This is a genomic window from Pseudomonas sp. B33.4, assembly GCF_034555375.1.
GTDB lineage: Bacteria > Pseudomonadota > Gammaproteobacteria > Pseudomonadales > Pseudomonadaceae > Aquipseudomonas.
The window spans coordinates 1,014,489-1,040,021 of record NZ_CP140706.1; the positions used below are offsets into that span (position 1 = coordinate 1,014,489).

Annotated in this window: 25 protein-coding genes; 12 read left to right on the top strand and 13 right to left on the bottom strand. The window is 59.4% G+C overall.

The genetic code is table 11. The annotated features are described in order from the left end of the window. The first annotated feature begins 10 nt into the window (after nt 1-10). From murA to hisC, 4 genes are all read left to right on the top strand, one after another. The gene (gene murA / locus U6037_RS04350) at nt 11-1,276 is read left to right on the top strand and encodes a UDP-N-acetylglucosamine 1-carboxyvinyltransferase (RefSeq protein WP_007912385.1); all 1,266 of its coding nucleotides are present in this window, start codon (nt 11-13) and stop codon (nt 1,274-1,276) included. A gap of 127 nt (nt 1,277-1,403) precedes the next feature. After that, entirely contained in the window at nt 1,404-2,039 is a 636-nt protein-coding gene (hisG, locus tag U6037_RS04355) for an ATP phosphoribosyltransferase (protein ID WP_007912384.1), read from the top strand. 125 nt (nt 2,040-2,164) lie between these two features. Continuing rightward, entirely contained in the window at nt 2,165-3,502 is a 1,338-nt protein-coding gene (hisD, locus tag U6037_RS04360) for a histidinol dehydrogenase (protein WP_322845918.1), read from the top strand. Nucleotides 3,503-3,505: 3 nt separating this feature from the next. After that, nucleotides 3,506-4,558 (top strand): histidinol-phosphate transaminase, encoded by a 1,053-nt coding sequence (hisC, locus tag U6037_RS04365; RefSeq protein WP_322845919.1) that lies wholly within the window; start codon nt 3,506-3,508, stop codon nt 4,556-4,558. A 587-nt stretch (nt 4,559-5,145) separates the two neighbouring features. Here hisC and U6037_RS04370 read toward each other — a convergent pair. The 3 genes from U6037_RS04370 to algW all read right to left on the bottom strand — a co-directional run bounded on the left by U6037_RS04370 (nt 5,146) and on the right by algW (nt 9,229). After that, nucleotides 5,146-5,865 carry a DUF4198 domain-containing protein gene (locus tag U6037_RS04370; RefSeq protein ID WP_322845920.1) on the bottom strand — a complete coding sequence of 240 codons (720 nt, stop codon included), beginning with the start codon at nt 5,863-5,865 and terminating at the stop codon, nt 5,146-5,148. 12 nt (nt 5,866-5,877) lie between these two features. Further along, a complete protein-coding gene (locus U6037_RS04375) occupies nt 5,878-7,983 on the bottom strand; it encodes a TonB-dependent siderophore receptor (protein WP_322845921.1) in 2,106 nt (701 codons plus the stop codon). 88 nt (nt 7,984-8,071) lie between these two features. After that, nucleotides 8,072-9,229 carry a Do family serine endopeptidase AlgW gene (gene algW, locus U6037_RS04380; protein ID WP_322845922.1) on the bottom strand — a complete coding sequence of 386 codons (1,158 nt, stop codon included), beginning with the start codon at nt 9,227-9,229 and terminating at the stop codon, nt 8,072-8,074. A gap of 103 nt (nt 9,230-9,332) precedes the next feature. Between algW and U6037_RS04385 the strand changes: the two genes are divergently transcribed. From U6037_RS04385 to cysN, 4 genes are all read left to right on the top strand, one after another. After that, nucleotides 9,333-10,091: a Nif3-like dinuclear metal center hexameric protein gene (locus U6037_RS04385; RefSeq protein WP_053117132.1), complete on the top strand. Its 759-nt coding sequence runs from the start codon at nt 9,333-9,335 to the stop codon at nt 10,089-10,091. A gap of 233 nt (nt 10,092-10,324) precedes the next feature. Next, nucleotides 10,325-11,242, top strand: a complete 918-nt coding sequence (cysD, locus tag U6037_RS04390) for a sulfate adenylyltransferase subunit CysD (RefSeq protein ID WP_008085033.1) — start codon at nt 10,325-10,327, stop codon at nt 11,240-11,242. 104 nt (nt 11,243-11,346) lie between these two features. Next, nucleotides 11,347-11,688 carry a four helix bundle protein gene (locus U6037_RS04395; RefSeq protein ID WP_322845923.1) on the top strand — a complete coding sequence of 114 codons (342 nt, stop codon included), beginning with the start codon at nt 11,347-11,349 and terminating at the stop codon, nt 11,686-11,688. Nucleotides 11,689-11,741: 53 nt separating this feature from the next. After that, nucleotides 11,742-13,640: a sulfate adenylyltransferase subunit CysN gene (gene cysN, locus U6037_RS04400; RefSeq protein WP_322845924.1), complete on the top strand. Its 1,899-nt coding sequence runs from the start codon at nt 11,742-11,744 to the stop codon at nt 13,638-13,640. A 177-nt stretch (nt 13,641-13,817) separates the two neighbouring features. On the opposite strand, the gene U6037_RS04405 is transcribed toward cysN, so the two are convergent. Genes U6037_RS04405 through U6037_RS04415 form a run of 3 tightly spaced genes read right to left on the bottom strand, consistent with a single transcriptional unit; the run spans nt 13,818 to nt 17,207 of the window. Then, nucleotides 13,818-14,720: an acyltransferase gene (locus U6037_RS04405; protein ID WP_322845925.1), complete on the bottom strand. Its 903-nt coding sequence runs from the start codon at nt 14,718-14,720 to the stop codon at nt 13,818-13,820. Beyond that, nucleotides 14,721-16,820 (bottom strand): phosphate acetyltransferase, encoded by a 2,100-nt coding sequence (pta, locus tag U6037_RS04410; RefSeq protein ID WP_322845926.1) that lies wholly within the window; start codon nt 16,818-16,820, stop codon nt 14,721-14,723. A gap of 60 nt (nt 16,821-16,880) precedes the next feature. After that, nucleotides 16,881-17,207, bottom strand: a complete 327-nt coding sequence (locus U6037_RS04415; RefSeq protein WP_081265220.1) for a DUF3565 domain-containing protein — start codon at nt 17,205-17,207, stop codon at nt 16,881-16,883. Between U6037_RS04415 and U6037_RS04420 the strand changes: the two genes are divergently transcribed. From U6037_RS04420 to U6037_RS04430, 3 genes are all read left to right on the top strand, one after another. Next, entirely contained in the window at nt 17,176-17,661 is a 486-nt protein-coding gene (locus tag U6037_RS04420) for an FKBP-type peptidyl-prolyl cis-trans isomerase (protein ID WP_056782966.1), read from the top strand. The genes U6037_RS04415 and U6037_RS04420 overlap by 32 nt on opposite strands. 123 nt (nt 17,662-17,784) lie before the next feature. Beyond that, on the top strand, nt 17,785-18,267 hold the full coding sequence (locus tag U6037_RS04425; protein ID WP_322845927.1) for a glutathione peroxidase: 483 nt from the start codon (nt 17,785-17,787) through the stop codon (nt 18,265-18,267). A 167-nt stretch (nt 18,268-18,434) separates the two neighbouring features. Continuing rightward, complete coding sequence (locus U6037_RS04430) at nt 18,435-19,538, top strand: NADH:flavin oxidoreductase (RefSeq protein WP_322845928.1); 1,104 nt, start codon at nt 18,435-18,437, stop codon at nt 19,536-19,538. A gap of 135 nt (nt 19,539-19,673) precedes the next feature. Here U6037_RS04430 and U6037_RS04435 read toward each other — a convergent pair whose 3' ends face one another. Together U6037_RS04435 and cysZ are read right to left on the bottom strand one after the other, a co-directional pair. After that, nucleotides 19,674-20,873, bottom strand: a complete 1,200-nt coding sequence (locus U6037_RS04435) for a glycosyltransferase family 1 protein (RefSeq protein ID WP_322845929.1) — start codon at nt 20,871-20,873, stop codon at nt 19,674-19,676. A gap of 42 nt (nt 20,874-20,915) precedes the next feature. Beyond that, on the bottom strand, nt 20,916-21,668 hold the full coding sequence (gene cysZ / locus U6037_RS04440) for a sulfate transporter CysZ (protein ID WP_007912358.1): 753 nt from the start codon (nt 21,666-21,668) through the stop codon (nt 20,916-20,918). A gap of 311 nt (nt 21,669-21,979) precedes the next feature. On the opposite strand from cysZ, the gene trxB reads away from it, so the two are divergent. Next, a complete protein-coding gene (gene trxB / locus U6037_RS04445) occupies nt 21,980-22,942 on the top strand; it encodes a thioredoxin-disulfide reductase (protein WP_007912350.1) in 963 nt (320 codons plus the stop codon). Nucleotides 22,943-23,125: 183 nt separating this feature from the next. Here the strand turns inward: trxB and U6037_RS04450 are convergent, their stop codons facing one another. The 5 genes from U6037_RS04450 to folM form a co-directional block, all read right to left on the bottom strand. Next, nucleotides 23,126-23,464: a HopJ type III effector protein gene (locus U6037_RS04450; RefSeq protein ID WP_322845930.1), complete on the bottom strand. Its 339-nt coding sequence runs from the start codon at nt 23,462-23,464 to the stop codon at nt 23,126-23,128. Beyond that, nucleotides 23,457-23,753, bottom strand: a complete 297-nt coding sequence (locus tag U6037_RS04455) for a DUF1244 domain-containing protein (protein ID WP_034154503.1) — start codon at nt 23,751-23,753, stop codon at nt 23,457-23,459. The genes U6037_RS04450 and U6037_RS04455 overlap by 8 nt, the downstream gene beginning before the upstream one ends. 98 nt (nt 23,754-23,851) lie before the next feature. Continuing rightward, complete coding sequence (gene folX / locus U6037_RS04460) at nt 23,852-24,223, bottom strand: dihydroneopterin triphosphate 2'-epimerase (protein WP_007914273.1); 372 nt, start codon at nt 24,221-24,223, stop codon at nt 23,852-23,854. After that, complete coding sequence (folE, locus tag U6037_RS04465) at nt 24,224-24,784, bottom strand: GTP cyclohydrolase I FolE (protein ID WP_242205235.1); 561 nt, start codon at nt 24,782-24,784, stop codon at nt 24,224-24,226. A 21-nt stretch (nt 24,785-24,805) separates the two neighbouring features. After that, a complete protein-coding gene (folM, locus tag U6037_RS04470) occupies nt 24,806-25,516 on the bottom strand; it encodes a dihydromonapterin reductase (RefSeq protein ID WP_322845931.1) in 711 nt (236 codons plus the stop codon). Nucleotides 25,517-25,533: the final 17 nt, after the last annotated feature.

The following is a 25,533-nucleotide window of genomic DNA, read 5'->3' on the forward strand; positions in this document are numbered from 1 at the left end:
CGAGATTCTTATGGATAAATTGATTATTACCGGTGGCGCTCGTCTTGATGGCGAGATCCGCATTTCCGGCGCAAAAAACTCCGCTCTGCCGATCCTGGCAGCCACGCTGCTGTGCGATGGCCCGGTGACCGTTGGCAACCTGCCGCACCTGCACGACATCACCACCATGATCGAGCTGTTCGGTCGCATGGGCATTGAGCCGGTGATCGACGAGAAACTCAGCGTCGAAATCGACCCGCGCACCATCAAGACCCTGATCGCTCCGTACGAGCTGGTGAAAACCATGCGTGCGTCGATCCTGGTGCTGGGCCCGATGGTTGCCCGTTTCGGTGAAGCCGAAGTGGCACTGCCTGGCGGTTGCGCCATCGGTTCGCGTCCGGTTGACCTGCACATCCGTGGTCTTGAAGCCATGGGCGCGGTCATCGACGTCGAAGGCGGCTACATCAAGGCCAAGGCGCCTGAAGGCGGCCTGCGTGGCGCGCACTTCTTCTTCGACACTGTCAGCGTGACCGGTACCGAGAACATCATGATGGCCGCTGCTCTGGCCAAGGGCCGCAGCGTGTTGCAGAACGCCGCTCGCGAACCTGAAGTGGTTGACCTGGCGAACTTCCTCAACGCCATGGGCGCCAAGGTTTCCGGCGCTGGCACCGACACCATCACCATCGATGGCGTCGAGCGTCTGGGTTCGGCTTTCTATAAGGTCATGCCTGACCGTATCGAAACCGGCACCTACCTGGTCGCCGCTGCCGTGACCGGTGGCCGCGTCAAGGTCAAGGACACCGATCCGACCATCCTCGAAGCCGTTCTGGAAAAGCTTCGTGAAGCCGGCGCAGAAATCACCTGCGGTGAAGACTGGATCGAGCTGAACATGCACGGCAAGCGTCCGAAAGCGGTCAACGTGCGCACTGCGCCGTACCCTGCTTTCCCGACTGACATGCAGGCGCAGTTCATCTCGCTCAACGCCATTGCCGAAGGCACCGGTGCGGTGATCGAGACGATCTTCGAAAACCGTTTCATGCACGTGTACGAGTTGCACCGCATGGGCGCCAAGATCCAGGTCGAAGGCAACACCGCCATCGTCACCGGTACTGAAGTCCTCAAGGGCGCGCCAGTCATGGCCACCGACCTGCGTGCTTCGGCCAGTCTGGTGATCTCGGCGCTGGTTGCCGAAGGCGATACCCTGATCGACCGCATCTACCACATCGACCGTGGTTACGAGTGCATCGAAGAAAAGCTGCAGATGCTGGGCGCCAAGATCCGTCGCGTTCCGGGCTGATTGCTGCATCGGGACACAGGGACGTGTCCACTGAATTCGTTTTGAGTCGAGCCGGTTTCCGGCTCGATGTGTGTCCGGCGCCGATTGCGACCGGACATGAGTACCTTGATAAGGACTGACGTTTCCCATGTTGACCATCGCACTGTCCAAGGGCCGCATCCTTGACGACACCCTGCCGCTTCTCGCCGAAGCGGGCATCGTGCCGACCGAGAATCCGGACAAGAGCCGCAAGCTGATCATTCCCACGACGCAGGACGATGTTCGTCTGCTGATCGTGCGTGCCACCGATGTGCCGACGTATGTCGAGCATGGCGCGGCTGACCTCGGCGTTGCCGGTAAAGACGTGTTGATGGAATACACCGGCCAGGGCCTGTACGAGCCACTGGATCTGCAGATTGCCCAGTGCAAGCTGATGACCGCCGGCAAGATTGGCGCGCCGGAACCCAAGGGCCGTCTGCGCGTGGCGACCAAGTTCGTCAACGTCGCCAAGCGTTACTACGCCGAGCAGGGCCGTCAGGTCGACATCATCAAGCTGTACGGCTCGATGGAGCTGGCACCGCTGATCGGTCTGGCCGACAAGATCATCGACGTGGTCGACACCGGCAACACCCTGCGCGCCAACGGCCTGGAACCTCAGGAACTGATCGCCACGATCAGCTCGCGCCTGGTCGTCAATAAAGCTTCGATGAAAATGCAACACGCCCGAATCCAGGCGTTGATCGATACCCTGCGCAACGCAGTGGAATCGCGACACCGCGGCTGATTTACCTGCGCGACCCCAGGTCGCGCCGTCTATCCGCCTCATAGCCAGAATTCTCAGGTGCCTAAGCGGATCGAATGATAGTTTCGGGCGCCTGAGTTTTTTGCCATTCCTATGAGGCTCTCGCTATGACCGCAACGACTGCAATTCGCCGACTCAACGCTGCTGACCCGGATTTCGCGCATCATCTGGATCATCTGCTGAGCTGGGAAAGTGTGTCTGACGACTCGGTCAATCAGCGGGTGCTGGACATCATCAAGGCTGTGCGCGAGCGCGGTGACGCGGCGCTGGTCGAGTTCACCCAGAAGTTCGACGGTCTTGAAGTCGCTTCGATGGCTGATCTGATCCTTCCGCGCGAGCGTCTGGAACTGGCCCTGACCCGCATCACCGTGGCGCAGCGCGAAGCACTGGAAAAAGCCGCGGCCCGCGTACGCAGCTACCACGAAAAACAGAAGCAGGATTCCTGGAGCTACACCGAAGCCGACGGCACCGTGCTCGGCCAGAAGGTCACGCCACTGGATCGCGCCGGTCTGTACGTGCCGGGCGGCAAGGCGTCGTACCCGTCGTCGGTGTTGATGAACGCGATTCCGGCCAAGGTCGCCGGCGTGACCGAAGTGGTCATGGTTGTGCCGACGCCGCGCGGTGAGATCAATGAGTTGGTGCTGGCGGCCGCATGCATCGCTGGCGTTGACCGGGTATTCACCATCGGTGGCGCGCAAGCGGTAGCCGCGTTGGCTTACGGCACCGAAAGCGTGCCGAAAGTCGATAAGGTGGTTGGTCCGGGCAACATCTATGTCGCCACGGCCAAGCGCCACGTGTTCGGCCAGGTCGGCATCGACATGATCGCCGGCCCTTCGGAAATCCTCGTGGTGTGCGATGGCCAGACCGATCCGGACTGGATCGCCATGGACCTGTTCTCGCAAGCCGAACACGACGAAGACGCGCAGGCGATTCTGGTCAGCCCGGACGCCGAGTTCCTCGACAAGGTTGCCGCGAGCATCGACAAACTGCTGCCGACCATGGATCGCGCAACGATCATCGAAACCTCGATCAATGGTCGTGGTGCGCTGATTCATGTGAAAGACATGGCGCAAGCGATCGAAGTCGCCAACCGCATCGCTCCGGAACACCTGGAGTTATCGGTCGCTGACCCGCAAGCCTGGCTGCCGCAGATCCGCCACGCCGGCGCGATCTTCATGGGCCGTCACACCTCGGAAGCACTGGGCGACTATTGCGCAGGCCCGAACCACGTGCTGCCGACCTCTGGCACCGCGCGGTTCTCTTCGCCGCTGGGCGTGTACGACTTCCAAAAACGTTCGTCGATCATCTTCTGCTCCGAAGCTGGCGCATCCGAACTGGGTAAAACCGCCTCCGTGCTGGCCCGTGGCGAATCGCTGAGTGCCCACGCGCGCAGCGCCGAATACCGCATCAAAGACGAAGACTTTCTTCAAGGGCAGGGGAACTGAGCGATGAGTAAATTCTGGAGCCCGTTCGTCAAGGATCTGGTGCCGTACGTGCCGGGCGAACAGCCGAAGCTGACCAAACTGGTCAAGCTCAACACCAACGAAAACCCGTACGGCCCATCGCCAAAAGCCTTGGCGGCGATGCAGGTCGAACTCAACGATAACCTGCGTCTGTACCCGGATCCGAACAGCGATCTGCTGAAAACAGCGGTTGCCAACTACTACGGCGTGCAGAGCAATCAAGTGTTCCTCGGTAATGGTTCGGATGAAGTGCTCGCGCACATTTTCCACGGCTTGCTGCAACACGATAAGCCGCTGTTGTTCCCGGACATCAGCTACAGCTTCTATCCGGTTTACTGTGGTTTGTACGGCATCAAATACGATGCGGTGCCACTCGACGCACAGTTCCAGATTGATCCGGCCGACTACGCCAAGCCGAACGGCGGGATCATCTTCCCTAACCCGAACGCACCGACTGGCTGCCTGATGGCGCTGGACGCGGTCGAGCAAATCCTCAAGGCCAACCCGGATTCAGTTGTGGTTGTTGATGAGGCGTACATCGACTTCGGCGGCGATACGGCGATCAGTCTGGTCGATCGTTATCCGAACCTGCTGGTGACGCAGACGCTGTCCAAGTCGCGTTCGTTGGCGGGTTTGCGCGTTGGTCTGGCGGTGGGGCATCCGGATCTTATCGAAGCGCTGGAGCGGATCAAGAACAGCTTTAACTCGTATCCGCTGGATCGTCTGGCGATTGTCGGTGCTGCTGCTGCGTTCGAAGATCGCGAGTATTTCGACAAGACCTGCCGATTGGTGATCGAGAGCCGTGAGTGGGTGATTGCGCAGTTGCAGGCTAAGGGTTTTGAAGTGCTGCCGTCGGCGGCGAACTTCATTTTTGCGCGGCACCCGCAGCATGATGCGGCGGGACTTGCGGCTAAATTGCGTGAGCAGGGCGTGATCGTGCGGCACTTCAAGCAGGAGCGGATCGCGCAGTTCCTGCGGATTTCGATTGGCACGCCGGAGCAGAATCAGGCGCTGATCGATGGGCTTGGCGAGCTTTAAAGGCAAGAGCCCCTCACCCTAACCCTCTCCCAAAGGGAGAGGGGACTGATTGGGGGATGCTGTTGAATTGCACCGACCTGATGCTGCTTTACCGAATCCATAATCGACTCGGTCTTTCAGGTCGATGTACCTCACAAGACAACTCGGTCGGCTCCCTCTCCCAAAGGGAGAGGGGACTGATTGGGGGATGCTGTTGAATTGCACCGACCTGATGCTGCTTTACCGAATCCATAATCGACTCGGTCTTTCAGGTCGATGTGCTTCGCAAGACAACGCGGTCGGCCCCCTCTCCCAAAGGGAGAGGGGACTGATTGGGGGATGCTGTTGAATTGCACCGACCTGATGCTGCTTTACCGAATCCATAATCGACTCGGTCTTTCAGGTCGATGTGCTTCGCAAGACAACGCGGTCGGCCCCCTCTCCCAAAGGGAGAGGGGACTGATTGGGGGATGCTGTTGAATTGCACCGACCTGATGCTGCTTTACCGAATCCATAATCGACTCGGTCTTTCAGGTCGATGTGCTTCGCAAGGACAACGCGGTCGGCCCCCTCTCCCTCCGGGAGAGGGCTGGGGTGAGGGTCTGCTCTTATTCGTGATGCGGCTCGCCAAGGAATGTCAGCGAGCTGAACAGCCCACGACTATTCACATCACCACTGTCCTTCACCGGCACCTCAACCTGCGCCGCAATCACATTCAACCCTTCATTCCTGACCAACACCTGCGCCCGGCCATCCTTGTCAGTTTCGGTGCTCAGCGTGTTCGGCGCGCTGCGATAGTCGCCGATCAACTTCACCCCCGCCGCCGGTTTGCCGTCGAGCAACACCCGCACCGGCAATGACTTGCCGGGCCCCACGGTCAACGGATCAACCTCCGGCAGAATCAGCAATTTGAGTTGATCGAGCTTGGGCAACTTCGCTCCCGGCTGGTAAATCGCCAGGCTGTATTTGAACGTCTCGGTCGCCTCGACAGCGCCCGGCACTTTGCTGCGGCCCTGGTTGATCCACTTCTTGTCAGCGGTTTGCGACCACATGCCATTGTTCAGTGCCACGGCCATCACTGCGGGCGACTTCAGCGGCTTCAAACGGGCGTGATCCGCCAGACGCTCGACGCTGACCGGAATCATCTTGCCGCCCACATCGTAGGCCCAGGCACCGCTGATTTTCTGTGCCTTGAAGGCGTTGTCTTCGGCGCCATGGCCGTAAATCACTTCGATGTTGCCGCGCCGTTGTTCCGTCCACAGGCCATGAGCCGAGGCCTGGCCGGCGAACAGTGCGGCGATGAGCACAAGGGTTTTGCCGTATTGCATGGTGACGTCCTTTTACAGGTTGAGAGTCAGGCTGACGGTGAAATTGCGCGGCTCGCCTGGGTTGACCCAGTAGTTGCTGTAGGAGCGCTCGTAGTATTTTTCGTCGAAGAGATTGTTCAGGTTGAGGCCGACGGTGACGTTGTCACTGGCTTTGTAATGAGCCAGCAGGTCGACGGTGTGATAGGCCGGCAACTCGAAGTCGCTGCCGGACTCACCGGAGCGATCGCCGACATAAGTGAACGCTGCGCCGACGTCCGAGCCGCGCAAATGGCCATCCTGAAATTCATAAACCCCGAGCAGACTGCCGCTGCGTTTGGCCACGCCAAGAATGCGGCTGCCGGTGGGGATCACTGCGTCGCCCTTGGTCACTTCAGCATCGATGTAGGCGAAGGCGCCGATGACTCGCACCGCATCGGTGATTTGCCCGCTGACCTGCCAATCGAAACCGCGACTGCGCGCCTTGCCCATCGCACGGCTGGTGTCGGTGGCCGGATCGAGGGCGAGGACGTTTTCCTTGTCGATGTGGAAGAAGGCGAGGGTGCTGCTCAGGCGGTCGTCGAACAGTTCGCTCTTGATCCCGATTTCGTAACCGACGCCTTCTTCCGGATCGAAGGATTTGCCGGACGCGTCGAGGCCATTGTTCGGTTTGAACGAGGTTGAGGCGTTGGCGAACAGGCCGGTTTCCGGCGTCAGTTGATAGAGCAGGCCGGCACGTTGGGTGAGGGCGTCATGCCGTTGGTTGCTTGTGGCGTTGCGGCTGTGGTCGTCGATGTGTTGATCAAAATGCTCGAAACGCGCGCCGATCATTCCGCGCAGTTTGTCGGTGAAGATGATCTGATCCTGCAGGTTCAGTGCATGACTTTCGACGTGTTCGAAAAAGTCGCTGCCTGAGCGTGCACCATTGGGTTTCGGCTGGCCGTAGATCGGCTTGTAGATGTCGATGGCGTAAGGGCCGCCGGCGATGCTGGTGACGCGCTCGTTCTTGCGGAAGTTTTCGTATTCGGTGCCGATCAGCAGTTCGTGTTGCCACGGGCCGAGGTCGAACAGACCGCGCAGCTCGAGCTGGGTGATGCTGTCGTGCCAACGGGTATCGCGTTCGCGATAGCGACGGTTGTCGGTGCGGTCATCAGCGCTCAGCGGGCGGTTTTCCGAGGCGTAACCCCAGAGTTTGCCTTCCTTGTAGTGGCTGGCCAGACGCAGCTTCCAGCTGTCATTGAGGTGATGTTCGAGGGTCGCTTGCAGCAGATTGTTGTGGTTGTCGATGTTGCCGTCGTTGGGTTCGCCGAGGAAGGTCGAGCGCGACACACCGCTCCATTTGTTGTTCGGCGCGACGATGCCGCGATCGAACGTGGAACTGTGGCGGACGATTTCGCTTTCCACCAGCAGCGAGGTATCCGGGTTCAGTTGCCAACTGATCGAAGGCGCGACGAACACACGCTGACTGTCGACGTGATCGCGAAAGCTGTGGTTGTCCTCGACTGCGAGGTTGATCCGCGAAAGCACATCGCCCTGATCATCCAGCGGTGTGTTGACGTCCAGTGCGGTGCGATAGCGATCCCAGCTACCGGCGCTGGTTTGCAGGGTAGTAAACGCTTCGGGCTGCGGCTTTTTGGTGACGATGTTCACCGTGCCACCCGGATCGCCTCGACCATAGAGGCTGGCGGCCGGGCCTTTGAGTACTTCGATGCGCTCGATGTTGGCCGCGTCGGGCGTGCTCGGATAGCCGCGGTTGGCGCTGAAACCGTCCTTGTAGAACTCCGAAGTGGTGAAGCCGCGCACGCTGTATTCGTACAGCGTCAGGCCGCCGAAGTTGTTTTGCTTTGATACGCCACCGGCAAAATCCAGCGCGCGCTCGACACTGGTGCTGCCCAAATCCTTGAGCACACTGGCGGGCACCACGCTGATTGCTTGCGGGATATCGCGAATAGCGGTGTCGGTCTTGGTCGCGCTGGACGAGCGCGTGGCACGATACCCTTTGACCGGGCCGGTCGGCGACTCGTAGTCGGAGATGACGCTGATGGCGTCCAGTTCGAGGGGTTTGGGTTCTTCGGCGAAGGCTGGGTCCACCAGCAGACCAAGGCTCAGGCCGAGCAGTGAAGCCTTTGTTCGAGACGACATGTTATGTTGTTCCAATTCTTAGAATTGAAACAATATAACATGCCTGTTGAGAATGTCTTTTATTCGCGCGCTTTACGCGAAGAAAGTCTTATTCTTCTTTTTCTTTCAACGGCGCTGGCGGCGGGCGGAGGCCGATTTCCGCGGTGAGCTTCAGCTCTTTGCCGTTGCGCATCACCTGAATCGTCACTTTGTCCGTTGGTTTGATCCGCGCGACTTGGTTCATCGAGCGGCGACCATCACCGGCCGGCTCGCCATCGATGCTCAGAATCACGTCACCCAATTGCAGACCGGCCTTCTGCGCCGGGCCATCGCGAAAGATCCCCGCCACGACAATCCCCGGACGCCCGGACAGACCAAACGACTCGGCTAGCTCTTGCGTCAGCGGCTGCACTTCAATGCCCAGCCAGCCGCGAATCACCTGACCGTGCTCGATGATCGACTTCATCACTTCCATCGCCAGTTTCACCGGAATGGCAAAACCGATGCCCTGCGAGCCGCCGGACTTGGAGAAGATCGCCGTGTTGATGCCGGTCAGGTTGCCGTTGGCATCCACCAGCGCGCCGCCGGAGTTGCCCGGGTTGATCGCCGCGTCGGTCTGGATGAAGTCTTCGTAGTTGTTCAGGCCCAACTGGTTGCGGCCGGTGGCGCTGATGATGCCCATGGTCACGGTCTGGCCGACGCCGAACGGGTTGCCGATGGCCAGCGCAACGTCGCCGATACGAATGTTGTCGGAGCGGCCGACGGTGATCGCTGGCAGGGTTTTCAGATCGATTTTCAGAACCGCTAGGTCGGTTTCCGGATCGCTGCCGATGACGCGGGCAAGGGTTTCGCGACCGTCTTTAAGGGCCACGACAATCTGATCAGCGCCGCTGGTCACGTGGTTGTTGGTGAGGATGTAGCCTTCCGGGCTCATGATCACGCCGGAACCGAGGCTCGATTCCATGCGTTTCTGCTTCGGCGAGTTGTCACCGAAGAAACGTCGGAACTGCGGATCTTCAAACAGCGGATGCGCGGGTTTGTTGATGACCTTGGTGGTATACAGGTTGACCACCGAAGGTGCGGCGATAGTCACCGCATCCGCATAGGACACCGGTCCCTGCTGCACGCTGGTGGTTTGCGGGGCCTGTTGCAGGTTGACGTCGAGGCTCGGCAGCCCGACCCACTGCGGGTAACGCTGAATAATCAACAGAGCGATAAGCACGCCGGCCAACAACGGCCAGCCCATAAAACGCAGCGCCTTGAACATTAAGCACGTCCTGGAAGAGTTGCAGGCGGGGTCAGACCGCCCATAATGTCGCGCATTATACGAGGCCGCGCGTGCCTCTGAACGGGATATTTAGGAGTCTTTCATGGCCGTTGCCCTCAGCACCCTCGTCGAAGAAGCCGATCGTTACCTTGGCAGTGCGAAAATTGCCGATTATTGCCCCAACGGCTTGCAGGTCGAGGGCCGTCCGCAGGTCATGCGGATCGTTAGCGGCGTCACGGCCAGTCAAGCCTTGCTGGATGCCGCCGTTGAGGCCGGGGCCGATCTGGTGCTGGTGCATCACGGTTACTTCTGGAAGGGCGAGAATCCGTGCATTACCGGCATGAAGCAGCGTCGACTGAAGACGTTGCTCAAGCACGACATCAGCTTGCTCGCCTATCACTTGCCGCTGGATCTGCACCCGGACGTGGGCAATAACGTGCAACTGGCGCGTCAGTTGGACATCACGGTGGAAGGGCCGCTGGATCCGGATAATCTGAAAATCGTCGGCCTGGTCGGCTCGTTGAAAGACCCGATGACCGCCCGCGATTTCGCCCGCAAAGTGCAGGAAGTCATGGGCCGTGAGCCGCTGCTGATTGAAGGCAACCCGATGATTCGTCGGGTCGGTTGGTGCACTGGCGGTGGCCAAGGCTACATCGATCACGGCGTCGCGGCGGGCGTCGATTTGTTCCTCAGTGGCGAAGCGTCCGAGCAGACTTTCCACAGTGCTCGCGAAAACGACATCAGCTTCATCGCCGCCGGCCACCACGCCACCGAACGCTACGGAGTGCAGGCACTGGGCGACTACCTGGCAAAACGCTTCGCCCTCGAACACATCTTCATCGACATCCCCAACCCGATCTGACTGACACGACCCCTGTAGGAGCTGCCGAAGGCTGCGATCTTTTGATCTTTAAAAACAAGATCAAAAGATCGCAGCCTTCGGCAGCTCCTACAGGCGGGTTGGCCGAACTGGCAGGCATATTCATATACCCTTTCGATCTAGTAGGCGTCCTGATTAGAAGAGGCCGCTGTGCTAGGATTTCCCGCTCGAACACGGCCCGCTGGCCGTTCATAAGAAAGTTTTCGTGAGTAGCCATGGTCGACAAACTGACGCATCTGAAACAGCTGGAGGCGGAAAGCATCCACATCATCCGCGAGGTGGCCGCCGAGTTCGATAACCCGGTGATGCTGTACTCCATCGGTAAAGACTCCGCCGTGATGCTGCACCTGGCACGCAAGGCGTTCTTCCCGGGCAAACTGCCGTTTCCGGTGATGCACGTCGACACCCGCTGGAAATTCCAGGAGATGTACAAGTTCCGCGACAAGATGGTCGAAGAACTGGGCCTGGACCTCATCACTCACATCAACCCGGACGGCGTGGCGCAGAACATCAACCCGTTCACCCACGGCAGCGCCAAGCACACCGACATCATGAAAACCGAAGGCCTGAAACAGGCACTCGACAAACATGGTTTCGACGCAGCATTCGGCGGCGCCCGTCGCGATGAAGAGAAATCCCGCGCCAAAGAGCGCGTGTACTCGTTCCGCGACAGCAAGCACCGCTGGGACCCGAAAAACCAGCGCCCAGAGCTGTGGAACGTCTACAACGGCAAGGTCAACAAGGGCGAATCCATTCGTGTGTTCCCGCTGTCGAACTGGACCGAACTGGACATCTGGCAGTACATCTACCTTGAAGGCATCCCGATTGTGCCGCTGTACTTCGCCGCCGAACGTGAAGTGATCGAGAAGAACGGCACGCTGATCATGATCGACGACGAGCGCATCCTCGAACACCTGTCCGATGAAGACAAAGCGCGCATCGTCAAAAAGAAAGTGCGTTTCCGCACCCTTGGCTGCTACCCGTTGACGGGCGCGGTGGAGTCCGAAGCCGAGACGCTGACGGACATCATCCAGGAAATGCTCCTGACGCGAACTTCCGAGCGCCAGGGCCGGGTCATCGACCACGATGGCGCAGGCTCGATGGAAGACAAAAAACGTCAGGGGTACTTTTAAGCTTCGAGTTACAAGCGGCAAGCTGCAAGTTAAAGGCGGTATGCGTAACTTTGCGGTTTGGCGCTTGCGGCCGGTTGCTGCGAGCCGGAATCGGATGACTCGTAATGGATTTCGAGAAACTGGTTGTTTGGCAGCGAAGCAAATGCTTGGCGGTGGGGATTTTTAGAGAGTTTGCGCGATGCGGGGATTTTGGATTCAAGGATCAGATCACCCGCTCTGCAATGTCAGTGCCTTCCAATATTGCTGAAGGCATGGAGCGTCGGAGTTGCAAAGAAAAGGTGCACTTTCTTTGGATCGCGAAGGCTTCTTGCGGAGAGTTGCGAACCCAGATCCTGATAGGCCGAGATATCGCTTACATCGCAGAACCGCTGGCTGAAAATTGGATTATGGAAACCCGTGAGCTTTCTAGAATGCTGGGCGGGTTGATCAACAAAATTTCTGACTAGCTGTACGCCGACAAGCTTGCCGCTTGAAGCTTACAGCTCGGAGCTTGAATGCAATGAGCCACGTATCTGATTTGATCAGCGAGGACATCCTCGCCTACCTGGGCCAGCACGAACGTAAAGAGCTGCTGCGCTTTTTGACCTGCGGTAATGTCGATGACGGCAAGAGCACCCTGATCGGGCGCCTGCTGCACGACTCGAAAATGATCTACGAAGATCACCTCGAAGCGATCACCCGCGATTCGAAGAAAGTCGGCACCACCGGTGACGACATCGACCTGGCGTTGCTGGTCGACGGCTTGCAGGCCGAGCGCGAGCAGGGCATCACCATCGATGTTGCCTACCGCTATTTCTCCACCGCCAAACGCAAATTCATCATCGCCGACACTCCCGGCCATGAGCAGTACACCCGCAACATGGCCACCGGTGCGTCCACCTGTGACCTGGCGATCATCCTCGTCGACGCCCGTTACGGCGTGCAGACCCAGACCCGTCGCCACAGCTTCATCGCCTCCCTGTTGGGGATCAAACACATCGTCGTCGCCATCAACAAGATGGATTTGAAGGGCTTCGATGAAGGCGTGTTCGAGTCGATCAAGGCCGACTACCTGAAGTTCGCCGAAGGCTTGAAAATGAAGCCGACCAGCATGCACTTCGTGCCGATGTCTGCCCTCAAAGGCGACAACGTGGTGAACAAGTCCGAGCGCTCGCCTTGGTACACAGGCCAGTCGCTGATGGAAATCCTCGAGACCGTGGAAGTCGCGGGCGATCGCAACTTCACCGATCTGCGTTTCCCGGTGCAGTACGTCAACCGTCCGAACCTGAACTTCCGTGGTTTCGCCGGTACGCTGGCCAGCGGCATCGTCAAGAAGGGCGACGAAGTCGTGGTGCTGCCGTCGGGCAAAAGCAGCCGGGTGAAATCCATCGTCACCTTCGAAGGTGAGCTGGAACACGCAGGTCCAGGTCAGGCCGTAACACTGACCATGGAAGACGAAATCGACATCTCCCGTGGCGACCTGTTGGTGCATGCCGACAACGTGCCGCCGGTCACCGACAGCTTCGAAGCGATGCTGGTGTGGATGGCTGAAGAGCCGATGCTGCCGGGCAAGAAATACGATATCAAACGCGCCACCAGTTACGTGCCGGGCTCGATTGCCAGCATCGTCAACAAGGTCGACGTGAACACCCTTGAAGAAGGCCCGGCGAGCGCGTTGCAGCTCAACGAAATCGGCAAGGTGAAGATCGCGCTCGACGCGCCGATCGCCCTCGACGGTTACGAAAGCAACCGCACCACCGGCGCGTTCATCATCATCGATCGCTTGACCAACGGCACCGTCGGCGCTGGCATGATCGTCGCGCAGCCTGTGTCGCATGGCACTGCCACACACCACGGCAAACTGGCGCACGTCGCCACTGAAGAACGCGCGCAGCGCTTCGGCCAGCAACCGGCTACCGTGCTGTTCAGCGGCCTGTCGGGCGCAGGCAAGAGCACGCTGGCTTATGCGGTCGAGCGCAAGCTGTTCGACATGGGCCGTGCGGTGTTTGTGCTGGATGGGCAGAACCTGCGTCACGATCTCAACAAAGGTCTGCCACAGGATCGCGCCGGTCGTACCGAGAACTGGCGTCGTGCCGCCCACGTTGCGCGTCAGTTCAACGAAGCCGGCCTGGTGACGTTGGCTGCGTTCGTTGCGCCGAGTGCTGAAGGCCGCGAGCAGGCCAAGGATCTGATCGGCAAGGATCGTCTGCTGACGGTCTACGTGCAGGCCTCGCCGGCCGTGTGCGCCGAGCGTGATCCACAAGGTCTGTACGCCGCTGGTGGCGACAACATCCCGGGCGAATCCTTCCCGTACGACGTGCCGCTGAATGCCGATCTGGTGATCGACACGCAGACGCTGAGTCTGGAAGAAAGCGTCAAGCAAGTGCTGGATCTGCTGCGTCAGCGTGGCGCGATCTAAGCCATAAAGCAGCGGCAAGCTGCTAGCTTCAAGCTGCAAGAAAAAGCCCGCCGATGAGTGATCATCGGCGGGCTTTTTTGTGACCTTTAAAAGTCAAAAGATCGCAGCCTTCGGCAGCTCCTACAGGATATACGCCGATCCATTGTAGGAGCTGCCGAAGGCTGCGATCTTTTGATCTTAATGCTTCGGATATTCGCGGTGCATCTGTTCCAGCAGCGCATCCTTGTCCAGCCACAGCTGATTGATCCAGCCCTGGAACTGCAAACGATACTCACCGTCCTGATCGTAATTCTTGCCAATGAACTGCTGAGGGATCTTCAGCTCTTCAAAGTGCACCACCACATCGCGCACATTGCCGCAGAGCAAATCCCAAAACCCCGGACGCCCGGCCGGGTAGTGAATCGTCACGTTGACGATCGACTCCAATTGTTCGCCCATCGCATCCAGCACAAAGGCAATCCCGCCAGCCTTCGGCTTGAGCAAGTATTTGAACGGTGACTGCTGCTGCGCATGCTTTCCATCGGTAAACCGCGTGCCTTCGACGAAGTTGAAAATCCCCACCGGGTTATTGCGAAACTTCGCGCAAGTCTTGCGCGTGGTTTCGAGGTCTTTGCCTTTCTTCTCCGGGTGCTTGGCCAGGTACGCCTTGGAGTAGCGCTTCATGAACGGAAAGCCCAGCGCCCACCAGGCCAGACCAATCACCGGGACCCAGATCAGCTCCTGCTTGAGGAAGAATTTCAGCGGCTGAATACGACGGTTGAGCACGTATTGCAGCACCAGAATATCGACCCAGCTCTGGTGGTTGCTGGTGATCAGGTACGAGTGCTGATAGTCGAGGCCTTGCAAGCCGCTGATGTGCCAGCGAGTGCGGCGCACCAGATTCATCCAGCCCTTGTTATTGCTGATCCACGCTTCATGGGTGTGGCTCATCAGCCAACCGGCGATGCGTTGGGTCAAGGCAAACGGCAGCGCCTTGACCAGCGCCACGCAAAACAGAAATGAGCAGAGCAGAATCGTGTTGAGCGCCAACAGTAGCGAGGCGATCACGCCGCGCACGGGTGCAGGTAGAAAATCCAGCATTTACACATCCATAGGTCGGTTGGCGGCTTGAATCGCGGTGAGGGCGATGGTGTAGACGATGTCGTCGACTTGCGCGCCGCGCGGCAAATCGTTCACCGGTTTGCGCAGGCCTTGCAGCATCGGCCCGAGGCTGACGCAATCGGCGCTGCGTTGCACGGCTTTGTGCGTGGTGTTGCCGGTGTTCAGATCGGGGAACACAAACACTGTGGCGCGACCGGCGACCTGACTGTTTGGCGCCAGTTGCCGGGCGACTTCTGCGTTGGCAGCGGCGTCGTATTGCAGCGGGCCGTCGATCAGCAGCGAATGCTGTTGTTCATGGGCGAGGAGGGTGGCCTCGCGGACTTTTTCGACTTCTTCGCCGGTGGCCGATTCGCCGCTGGAATAACTGATCATCGCCACGCGCGGGGTGATGCCGAACGCCGCTGCCGAGTCGGCGCTTTGCAGGGCGATTTCGGCAAGTTCGGTGGCACTCGGATGCGGGTTCATCACGCAGTCGCCGTAGACCAGCACTTCTTCCGGGAACAGCATGAAGAACACCGAAGACACCAGCGTGCAGCCCGGTGCAGTCTTGATCAACTGCAGGGCTGGACGGATGGTGTTGGCGGTGGTGTTGATCACACCCGAGACCAAACCATCGACTTCATCCAGGGCAAGCATCATGGTGCCGATCACCACGGTGTCTTCCAGTTGCTGTTCGGCCATCGGCGCGTTAAGGCTTTTGGTTTTGCGCAGGGCAACCATCGGCTCGACGTAGCGCTCGCGGATCAGATCCGGATCGAGAATCTCCAGGCCCGGCGGCAAGATGATGCCTTGGGCGCGAGCGACCGCTTCGACGTCTTCCGGTTTGGCCAGCAACACGCAACGGGCGATACCGCGCTCCTGACAGATCGCCGCCGCTTGCACAGTGAACGGCTCGCTGCCTTCAGGCAGGACAATGCGCTTGTTCGCCGCTTGCGCGCGCTGAATCAACTGATAGCGGAACACTGCCGGCGACAAGCGCATTTCCCGTGGCGTACCACAACGTTGGTGCAGCCACTTGGCGTCGAGATGGCTGGCGACGAAATCGGTGATGATCTCCGCGCGCTCGCGGTCGTCGATGGGGATTTCCTTGTTCAGACCGTTGAGCAGGTTGGCCGTGTCGTAGGAGCCGGTGCTCACCGACAACACCGGCAAACCGGCCTGCAACGCGCCGCGGCACAGATCCATGATGCGCGGATCGGGCAGGGTGTCGCTGGTCAGCAACAGGCCGGCCAGCGGCACGCCGTTAATTGCCGCGAGGCTGACGGCGAGGATGATGTCGTCGCGATCGCCCGGCGTCACCACCAGCACGCCGGGCTTGAGCAGCTCGACGGTGTTGCGCATGGTCCGTGCGCAAATGATGATTTTGGTCATCCTGCGGGTTTCGTAATCGCCGGCGTTGAGCACCTGCGCGCCCATCAGGTCGGCGACGTCGCGGGTGCGTGGCGCGTTGAGTTCAGGCTGGTACGGAATGCAGCCAAGCAGACGGAAATCACCGCTGCGCAACAACGGCGAATGCTCCTTCAGACGCGCAGCGAAGGCGTCCATGCTTTCTTCAGTCTTGACCTTGTTGAGGATCACGCCGAGAACTTTCGGATCCTTCGGGCCGCCGAACAATTGCGCCTGCAATTCGACGCGACCGGACAGCTCGGCAAGCACTTCGTTTTCCGGGGCCGAGACCAGAATCACCTCGGCATCGAGGCTCTTGGCCAAGTGCAGGTTGACCCGCGCGGCGTAGCTGGCGCTGCGGGTCGGCACCATGCCTTCGACGACCAGCACGTCTTTGCCGATGGCCGCTTGCTGATACAACGTGATGATTTCTTCGAGCAACTCATCGAGCTGACCGTCGCCGAGCATCCGCTCAACGTGGGCCAAACCCAGCGGCTGCGGCGGTTTCAGGCCGTGGGTACGTGCCACCAGTTCGGTGGAACGCTCAGGGCCGGTGTCGCCCGGGTGAGGCTGGGCAATCGGTTTGAAGAAGCCGACTTTCAGCCCGGCGCGCTCAAGCGTGCGCACCAGCCCGAGGCTGATGGAGGTCAGACCCACGCCAAAATCGGTGGGTGCGATAAAAAAAGTTTGCATGCGAATTCTCTAAAGTTGCATGGCAATGGCGGTCGCTTATAGCTGACGACCTACCGAAATTCAGTCGCCAAGGTTAGCGCTAACCGAGCCCTGAGCGCACCAACCGCAGGCAAAGGGTTGGCCTATTTTTTCAATACGTTGCGCCGGGTCGAGCACCCACGCGCGTGATTGCCACGGTGGCTGATGGCGCAGGTGTTGCGTGTGGCCACAGGAAAGCTCGACCACCCAGTGACCGTCTTCGTCCTGATGGAAGCCTGCAATCGTCGAAACCCGTTTGTCCGGGTTGTGTTCGCTTTCGCGCGATTGCTTCGCTAAACTTGGCCTTTCTATATTCTTCTGCAAAAGGTCTCGCCCCATGCTGATCGCCGCCAATAAGGCTGTCTCCATCGACTATACCCTGACCAACGACGCTGGTGAGGTCATCGACAGCTCCGCCGGCGGCGCTCCGCTGGTCTACCTGCAAGGCGCAGGCAACATCATCCCGGGCCTGGAAAAAGCTCTGGAAGGCAAAGCTGTTGGTGACGAGCTGGAAGTTGCCGTTGAGCCGGAAGACGCTTACGGCGAATACGCCGCCGAGCTGGTCAGCACCCTGAGCCGCAGCATGTTCGAAGGCGTTGACGAGCTGGAAGTCGGCATGCAGTTCCACGCTTCGGCGCCGGACGGCCAGATGCAGATCGTCACCATCCGTGACCTCGACGGCGACGACGTAACAGTCGACGGCAACCACCCACTGGCCGGTCAGCGCCTGAACTTCAAAGTGAAGATCGTTGACATCCGTGATGCCAGCCAGGAAGAAATCGCTCATGGTCACGTCCATGGCGAAGGTGGCCATCACCACTGATTTTCTGCGCTAAGCTTCGAGTACTGGAGAGGCGCCTGCGGGCGCCTTTTTAGTCCGCGGCTGTCCTTGGTGATCTCGCCAAGTGGCTGTTTCGAGTAGAACATCGGAATCCTGGAGTTCGTCATGAGTGCTTTTCACGACCTTAAGTTGACAGCCCTGGATGGTCAGGCGCTACCGCTGGCGCCGTTCAAGGGCCAAGTCGTGCTGGTGGTCAACGTCGCCTCCAAATGCGGCTTGACGCCTCAGTACGCGGCGCTGGAAAACCTCCATCAGCAATTCAAAGGCAAAGGCTTCAGTGTGCTGGGCCTGCCGTGCAACCAGTTTGCCGGCCAGGAACCCGGTTCTGAAAAGGAAATTCAGGAGTTCTGCAGCCTTAACTATGGCGTGACGTTTCCGTTGTCGAGCAAGCTCGAAGTCAATGGTCACGAGCGGCATCAGCTTTACCGTCTGCTGGCGGGCGAGGGTGCGGAATTTCCCGGTGACATCACCTGGAATTTCGAAAAATTCCTGCTCGGCAAGGACGGCCGGGTGTTGGCGCGGTTCTCGCCGAGAACGGCGCCGGATGATCCGACCATTGTTCATGCGATTGAAAAAGCGCTGAGCTGAAACAGCAAGATCAAAAGGTCGCAGCCTTCGGCAGCTCCTACAGGAGACTGTCGGTGCTGCGATCTTTTCGTTTCTGATCCTTGATCATTCAAATCAATAGTACTGTTCAAAGGCTTTGACCCTCCATATTATAGCCGTCATAAAGTCATTCCCTGTGGAGCCTTCCAATGCCGGTTCAAGCCTTGTTCAAACCGTTCCACCTCGGTGCCCTCGAACTGCCGACCCGTGTGGTCATGGCGCCAATGACCCGTTCGTTCTCCCCGGGTGGCGTGCCGAATTCGAAGGTCATCGAGTACTACCGCCGTCGTGCGGCCGCAGGCGTTGGCCTGATCATCACCGAAGGCACCACCGTCGGTCACGTGGCCTCCAACGGTTACCCGAACGTGCCGCAATTCTTTGGCGACGCGCCATTGGTCGGCTGGAAAAAAGTCGTCGACGCCGTTCACGCTGAGGGCGGCAAGATCGTGCCGCAACTGTGGCACGTCGGCAGTGTGCGCCGCATTGGCACCGAGCCGGACGCCAGCGTGCCGGGTTACGGCCCGTCGGAAAAGCTCAAGGACGGTAAGGTCGTGGTACACGGCATGAGCAAACAAGACATCCAGGACGTGATCGCAGCCTTCGCCCAAGCCGCCAAAGATGCGCAAAGCATCGGCATGGACGGCGTCGAGATCCACGGCGCGCACGGTTACCTGATCGACCAGTTTTTCTGGGAAGGCAGCAACCAGCGCAGCGACGAATACGGCGGCAGCCTTGCCAACCGCTCGCGTTTCGCCATCGAACTGATTCAGGCGGTGCGTGCGGCGGTCGGCGAAGGTTTCCCGATCATCTTCCGCTTCTCGCAGTGGAAGCAGCAGGATTACACCGCACGTCTGGTGCAAACCCCGGAAGCCTTGGGCGAGTTCCTCAAGCCGTTGTCTGACGCCGGTGTGGATATTTTCCATTGCTCGACGCGACGCTTCTGGGAGCCGGAGTTCGACGGTTCCGAACTGAACCTGGCGGGCTGGACACGCAAGCTCACCGGCAAGCCGACCATCACCGTCGGCAGTGTCGGCCTCGATGGCGAGTTCCTGCAATTCATGGTCAACACCGACAAGGTCGCGCAACCGGCCAGTCTGGAGAACCTGCTGGAGCGTCTGAACAAAGAGGAATTCGATCTGGTCGCGGTGGGCCGCGCGCTGCTGGTCGATCCGGATTGGGCGCAGAAAGTCCGCGAAGGGCGTGAGCAGGACATCCTGCCGTTCAGTCGTGAGGCGTTGATGACGCTGGTTTAAGCGGCGCCCTTACTGACGCTATCGCTGGCAAGCCAGCTCCCACAGGTTTTATGGGTGTTCACACGACCTGTGGTCACTGGAAATCCCTGTGGGAGCTGGCTTGCCAGCGATGGCGGTTTCAAACGCAACAATAATTCAGGGAAGTGTCTGTGCATTCGGGACAACCTGCTCGCCTACACAAGCCCCGCGCAAATGCTTTTCAAACTGCTCGATAACAGCCGGCCAGCCTTGGCGACTCGCATGCTGCCGCGCATTCAAGCGCACGCAACGCAACGTCTCATCCTCTTCCAGCAACCACGCCGCCGCCTCGCAAAAGGCCTGCTCATCCCCGGGCATCGCCAACACGCCGTTGTAGCCATGGCGAATATGCTGCGCCGCCGCAGCCTGATCGTAAGCCACCACTCCGAGACCGGAAGCCAACGCCTCCAGCACCACATTGCCGAAGGTTTCGGTCAGACTCGGAAACAGAAATACATCGCCGGACGCATAGTGCGCCGCCAAAGCCTCACCGCGCTGTGCACCGCAGAAGATCGCCTCGGGCAAATCCTTTTCCAGCGCCAGCCGTTGCGGGCCGTCACCGACGACGATCAGTTTCAGATTGCGTTGTGGATAAGTCCTTTGCAGCGTTTCGAAACTGCGTTTGAGCAGACTGAGGTTTTTCTCCGGAGCGAGGCGTCCGACATGAATCACGGCAATATCGCGCTCTGACAAACCCCATTGCTCACGCAAAGCATTCAGCCGCTTGCTCGGATGAAACAACTGGCTGTCCACGCCTCGAGACAACAGCGCCAACCGCTCGAAATGCCGCCGCTCCAGCTCCAGGCGCTGGCTGACACTCGGCACCAAGGTCATGGCCGAGCGATTGTGAAACCAGCGCAGATAATGCGTGAGCATCCGCGTCAGCAGACCAAGTCCGTATTGACTGGTGTACTGCTGAAAGTTGGTGTGGAACCCGCTGACCACCGAAATCCCCAGACGCCGCGCAGCCCGCAGCGCCGACAACCCGAGCGGGCCTTCCGTGGCGATGTACAGCACGTCCGGGCGCTGACGCTTCCAGCGCCGCAACAGTTTATGCATCGACGACTGGCCCCATTGCAGCCCCGGATACCCCGGCAACGGCCAGCCACGGCACAACAGCAAGGCGTCATCTTCACTGCGCTGCGGATCGCCGGCCTGACGCGGGCGCACCAGTTCGACACGGTGCCCACGCGCGCGCAATCCATCGCACAAGCGGCCAAGGGTATTGGCCACGCCGTTGATTTCCGGTGGGAAGGTTTCGCTGATCAGGGTGATATGTAGAGCTGTCGTCATGACCTCAGTGTCGGCTGAGGCCATGTCGTGCTTGTGACGTTCGGATGATGGATTTGTGACGTCGCGTTAGCGCTGAGTCACCAGATTTTCGGCGCCGCGCTCACGCACCCAGAACAGCGTCGCGCCAGCGACAGCAGCGGGCATCATCAGAATGTTGACCACCGGAATCAGCAGCACCAGATAAACAATCCCGCCAAAACTCATGCTCTGCCAGCGCTTCTGCCGCAGCCAGGCGAGCATCTCGTTCCAGCCCAGTTTGTGGTTGTCCGCCGGATAGTCGATGTACTGGATCGCCATCATCCATACACCGAACAGCAGCCACAGCGGCGCGGCGATGATGTTCACCACCGGGATGAACGAAAGAATGAACAGGCCGATGGCGCGTGGCAGGAAATAGCCGAGTTTGCGCATTTCCCGGGCCAGGGTGCGCGGGACCATGGCGATCAGTTCGCCCCAACTGAAGGCTGGGAAGTCATCAGTGCCGCGCACCACCACTTCGACTTTTTCCGCGAGGAAACCATTGAACGGTGCGGCGATCACGTTGGCGAGCATGGTAAAGGTGAAAAACACCATCAGCGCCACCAACACCACAAACAAAGGCCAAAGGATGTAGCTGAGGAAACTCAGCCATTCGGGCAGCGACGGCATCAGCGTATCGACCCACAGGCTGAACTGGTGGCCGGCCAGATAGATCAATCCGACGAACAGCACCAGATTGATTGCCAACGGCAACAACACGAACAGGCGCAGGCCGGGGCTGAGGACCAGTTTCAGGCCTTCGCGCAGATATTGCGGGCCGGACAGAACGGGGGCGGGCATAAGGTGCTCCGAGCAAGGGAAAACGCGCCGACCTTACCGACTTTGCACGGGTGGCGAAAGCGCGGCAGAGCGATCGACATTCACTGTAACAAAGACGTCCATCTCGTCAGTGTGTCGGCATAGAGACCACCTATGAGCTGGATTGTTAAACCGTATTTCCTTAATCTTGCCCCCCTCGATACGCTGCACCCAACTTTTTACAGGACTGTCGAGCTCAAGCCTTCCCCAAGGTTTTCCACGGTCCTTTTTTATTCCCGCCGGCATTGCGGCGATCCGGGCCTGTTTTTCGGTCCGGTCAACAGGAGCAGGTCATGTCTGAAGTCCGTCATTCGCGAGTGATTATTCTCGGTTCCGGCCCTGCCGGTTACAGCGCTGCGGTATACGCGGCCCGTGCCAACCTCAAGCCACTGCTGATCACCGGCATGCAGGCTGGCGGTCAACTGACCACCACCACTGAAGTCGATAACTGGCCGGGCGATGTCCATGGTCTGACCGGTCCGGCACTGATGGAACGCATGCGCGAGCATGCCGAGCGTTTTGAAACCGAGATCGTTTTCGATCACATCAACGCCGTCGACTTCGCCGCCAAGCCTTACACCCTGACCGGCGATAGCGCGACTTACACCTGCGACGCCCTGATCATCGCCACTGGCGCCAGCGCGCGTTACCTGGGCCTGCCGTCGGAAGAAGCGTTCATGGGCAAAGGCGTTTCGGCCTGCGCGACCTGCGACGGTTTCTTCTACCGCAACAAGCCGGTCGCAGTGGTCGGCGGCGGCAACACCGCGGTTGAAGAAGCACTGTACCTGGCCAACATCGCCAGCACCGTGACCCTGATCCACCGTCGCGAAACCTTCCGCGCCGAGAAGATCCTGATCGACAAGCTCAACGCTCGCGTCGCTGAAGGCAAGATCATCCTCAAGTTGAACGCCAACCTCGACGAAGTCCTGGGCGACAACATGGGCGTGACCGGTGCGCGTCTGAAGAACAACGACGGCAGCTTCGACGAAATCACCGTTGACGGCGTGTTCATCGCCATCGGCCACACTCCGAACACCTCGCTGTTCGAAGGCCAGTTGACCTTGAAAGACGGTTATCTGGTGGTGCACGGCGGCCGTGAAGGCAATGCGACTGCGACCAGCGTCGAAGGCATCTTCGCTGCCGGTGACGTGGCTGACCACGTATACCGTCAGGCCATCACCTCGGCCGGCGCCGGCTGCATGGCGGCACTGGACACCGAGCGTTACCTGGACGGTCTGCAGAACGCATCGTTCTAAATCGCAGATACAAAAAAACCGGCTTCGGCCGGTTTTTTTGTGCCCGTTATTCACAGCCACCACACATCCAATGTGGGAGCGAGCCGCTCGCGAAAGCAGTATATCAATCGACATCAGTGTTGAATGTCAGTCCGTATTCGCGAGCAGGCTCGCTCCCACAGGGGATTGTGGTTGGGTCTGGGATCAGCGGCGAATCAGGGGCTGGGCGGTGAATTTCACGCCGGCCAGGCCTTGCTTGATCAACGCGCGGATATTGCCGTGATCGCTACCTTCAGGCGTCGCTACCACCGAACGGTAGTGCTCGCCGAACGCCAGCAGTGCCTCCTCATCGCTCAGGCCCTCCAGCAGCGCCAGACCCAAGCTCTTGCACGAGCCTTCGTTCTGCCCGGCGGCGTTTTCCACGCCACCGTTGTTGAAGGCTTGCGGCTGGTAGTCGTAACCGGCGGCAATGAACGCCAGGGTGTCGGCGAAAGCGTGTTCGCCGCTCTTCAGGCTGGCGCGCAGGGTGTTCAGGTCACTCATGGGTTTTTCCTTTGGCGAACGCTGCTTGTTGTTCGGCGTTGGCTTCTTGCTGAAATTGGGCTTTCCACTCGGCGTACGGCATGCCGTAAACCACTTCGCGGGCGTCATCGAGGCTGACCTCGATCTGACGCTCATCGGCTTCGGCCTTGTACCACTTCGACAGGCAGTTACGGCAGAAGCCGGCGAGGTTCATCAGGTCGATGTTCTGCACATCCTTGCGGCTGTCCAGGTGGGCGACCAGCCGGCGGAAGGCGGCGGCTTCGAGTTCGAGGCGTTGTTGCTCGTTCATGGGAGTCTCTGCGAGACAGCTTCAAGCGGCGGGCTTCAAGCTGCAAGTTTGGATTGTGGGTGGCGGTAGCTTAACGCTTGCAGCTCGCAGCTTGAAGCTCAGCGGCTTGCCGCGAGGGTGATCGATACCGACTCGGCAAATCGCAGCGCATGCGGCTTGTCGACTTCGACTTCGGCATACAGCACTGAACCGTTGCTCATCACCAGATCGAGCAGTTCCTGCGTCAGCCGTTCAAGCAGCGCGAAGCGGTTGCCCTCGACGTGGGCGATGATCGCTTTGGTGATCGTGCGGTAGTTCAGCGCGTGGTCGATGTCGTTGTCACGCACCGCTTCCTGCGCGGCATACAGAATGGTCAGGTTGATCAGCACATCCTGCTTGTTGAGGATTTCGTCCTCGTTGATCCCGATAAAGGTGCGCAAGCGCAGATCCTTGACCCGGATGCGCGCCATTCCCGGTTGAAGTTGTGGCATTTACTTGCTCCGTCCAATCAATTGCAGGAACTCCTGGCGGGTATTGCTCGACTCGCGGAACGCGCCGAGCATGACCGAGGTGTTCATGGTCGAATTCTGTTTCTCGACACCGCGCATCATCATGCACATGTGCCTGGCCTCGATAACCACGGCGACGCCGGCGGCTTCGGTGACCTGTTGCACCGCATCGGCGATTTGCCGGGTGAGGTTTTCCTGAATCTGCAGGCGCCGGGCGAACATGTCCACCAGCCGTGCGATCTTCGACAGACCCAGTACTTTGCCCGTCGGAATATAAGCCACATGGGCCTTGCCGATGAAGGGCAACAGGTGATGTTCGCACAACGAGTACAACTCGATGTCGGCAACGATGATCATCTCGTCGCTGTCGGAGGCAAACAGCGCGCCATTGACGATCTCGTCGACGCTCTGTTCGTAACCGTGACACAGGTATTGCATGGCCTTGGCCGCGCGCACCGGGGTGTCGAGCAATCCTTCGCGATCGGGATCCTCACCGAGGCCGATGAGGATTTCGCGGTAATTCTCGGGCAGTGAGCGGGCCATGGAAATCCTCGCAGGCAGGCGTTATTTGATGTGTCGTCCGCCGTTGACGGTCAGGGTCGTACCGGTGACATAAGGGTTGTCGAGCAGATAGCGCAAGCTCTGATAGATCACTTCGCTGCCGGGTTCGATGCCCAGTGCGGATTTGGCCAAGGCCTTGGCGCGGTACGCCGCGTCGTCGTCGGGATTGAACAATAGCAGGGCTGGCGCGATGCCGTTGACCTTGATCGCTGGCGCATAGCGAGCGGCGAAGGACAGGGTCAGGCTGTCGAGCCCTGCCTTGGTGGCGCAATAGCCGATGTGCTTGCTGCTGCCTTTGCGGGTGACATCGTCGACGATATGAATGATGTCGGCGGGCGTCGAGCGCAGCAGCATTTCGCCGCAATGCAGGTTGATCAGGTACGGCGCGAGCATGTGCAGATTGAACATGCGCGTGAAGGCTTCGGCTTCGCTGTCCGGGGTTTCGGCCAGCCATTCGGAGGCGTTGTGCACGATGGCGCGCAGGCGGTCGGTGTGGTTTTTCAGTGTTTCGATGAAGGCGAGAATCCCGGCTTCGCTGGAGAAATCGGCGAACAGGCCGATGGCGCCCAGATCTCGCAGTGTCTGCACGCCGGGGCGTTCGCTGCGGTAGGTAAAGATGACGCGATAGCCTTCTTCGAGTAACCGCTGCGCGCAATGCAGACCGACACGCTGGCCGGCACCGGTAATGAGGATCGGGGCGGAGGAATCAGGCATGAACGGCTCGCATCGCG

Coding starts and splice junctions, on each gene's coding strand:
- murA (WP_007912385.1), top strand. CDS start 11: ATGGATAAATTGATTATTACCGGTGGCGCTCGTCTTGATGGCGAGATC.
- hisG (WP_007912384.1), top strand. CDS start 1,404: ATGTTGACCATCGCACTGTCCAAGGGCCGCATCCTTGACGACACCCTG.
- hisD (WP_322845918.1), top strand. CDS start 2,165: ATGACCGCAACGACTGCAATTCGCCGACTCAACGCTGCTGACCCGGAT.
- hisC (WP_322845919.1), top strand. CDS start 3,506: ATGAGTAAATTCTGGAGCCCGTTCGTCAAGGATCTGGTGCCGTACGTG.
- U6037_RS04370 (WP_322845920.1), bottom strand. CDS start 5,865: ATGCAATACGGCAAAACCCTTGTGCTCATCGCCGCACTGTTCGCCGGC.
- U6037_RS04375 (WP_322845921.1), bottom strand. CDS start 7,983: ATGTCGTCTCGAACAAAGGCTTCACTGCTCGGCCTGAGCCTTGGTCTG.
- algW (WP_322845922.1), bottom strand. CDS start 9,229: ATGTTCAAGGCGCTGCGTTTTATGGGCTGGCCGTTGTTGGCCGGCGTG.
- U6037_RS04385 (WP_053117132.1), top strand. CDS start 9,333: ATGGCCGTTGCCCTCAGCACCCTCGTCGAAGAAGCCGATCGTTACCTT.
- cysD (WP_008085033.1), top strand. CDS start 10,325: ATGGTCGACAAACTGACGCATCTGAAACAGCTGGAGGCGGAAAGCATC.
- U6037_RS04395 (WP_322845923.1), top strand. CDS start 11,347: ATGGATTTCGAGAAACTGGTTGTTTGGCAGCGAAGCAAATGCTTGGCG.
- cysN (WP_322845924.1), top strand. CDS start 11,742: ATGAGCCACGTATCTGATTTGATCAGCGAGGACATCCTCGCCTACCTG.
- U6037_RS04405 (WP_322845925.1), bottom strand. CDS start 14,720: ATGCTGGATTTTCTACCTGCACCCGTGCGCGGCGTGATCGCCTCGCTA.
- pta (WP_322845926.1), bottom strand. CDS start 16,820: ATGCAAACTTTTTTTATCGCACCCACCGATTTTGGCGTGGGTCTGACC.
- U6037_RS04420 (WP_056782966.1), top strand. CDS start 17,176: ATGCTGATCGCCGCCAATAAGGCTGTCTCCATCGACTATACCCTGACC.
- U6037_RS04415 (WP_081265220.1), bottom strand. CDS start 17,207: ATGGAGACAGCCTTATTGGCGGCGATCAGCATGGGGCGAGACCTTTTG.
- U6037_RS04425 (WP_322845927.1), top strand. CDS start 17,785: ATGAGTGCTTTTCACGACCTTAAGTTGACAGCCCTGGATGGTCAGGCG.
- U6037_RS04430 (WP_322845928.1), top strand. CDS start 18,435: ATGCCGGTTCAAGCCTTGTTCAAACCGTTCCACCTCGGTGCCCTCGAA.
- U6037_RS04435 (WP_322845929.1), bottom strand. CDS start 20,873: ATGGCCTCAGCCGACACTGAGGTCATGACGACAGCTCTACATATCACC.
- cysZ (WP_007912358.1), bottom strand. CDS start 21,668: ATGCCCGCCCCCGTTCTGTCCGGCCCGCAATATCTGCGCGAAGGCCTG.
- trxB (WP_007912350.1), top strand. CDS start 21,980: ATGTCTGAAGTCCGTCATTCGCGAGTGATTATTCTCGGTTCCGGCCCT.
- U6037_RS04450 (WP_322845930.1), bottom strand. CDS start 23,464: ATGAGTGACCTGAACACCCTGCGCGCCAGCCTGAAGAGCGGCGAACAC.
- U6037_RS04455 (WP_034154503.1), bottom strand. CDS start 23,753: ATGAACGAGCAACAACGCCTCGAACTCGAAGCCGCCGCCTTCCGCCGG.
- folX (WP_007914273.1), bottom strand. CDS start 24,223: ATGCCACAACTTCAACCGGGAATGGCGCGCATCCGGGTCAAGGATCTG.
- folE (WP_242205235.1), bottom strand. CDS start 24,784: ATGGCCCGCTCACTGCCCGAGAATTACCGCGAAATCCTCATCGGCCTC.
- folM (WP_322845931.1), bottom strand. CDS start 25,516: ATGCCTGATTCCTCCGCCCCGATCCTCATTACCGGTGCCGGCCAGCGT.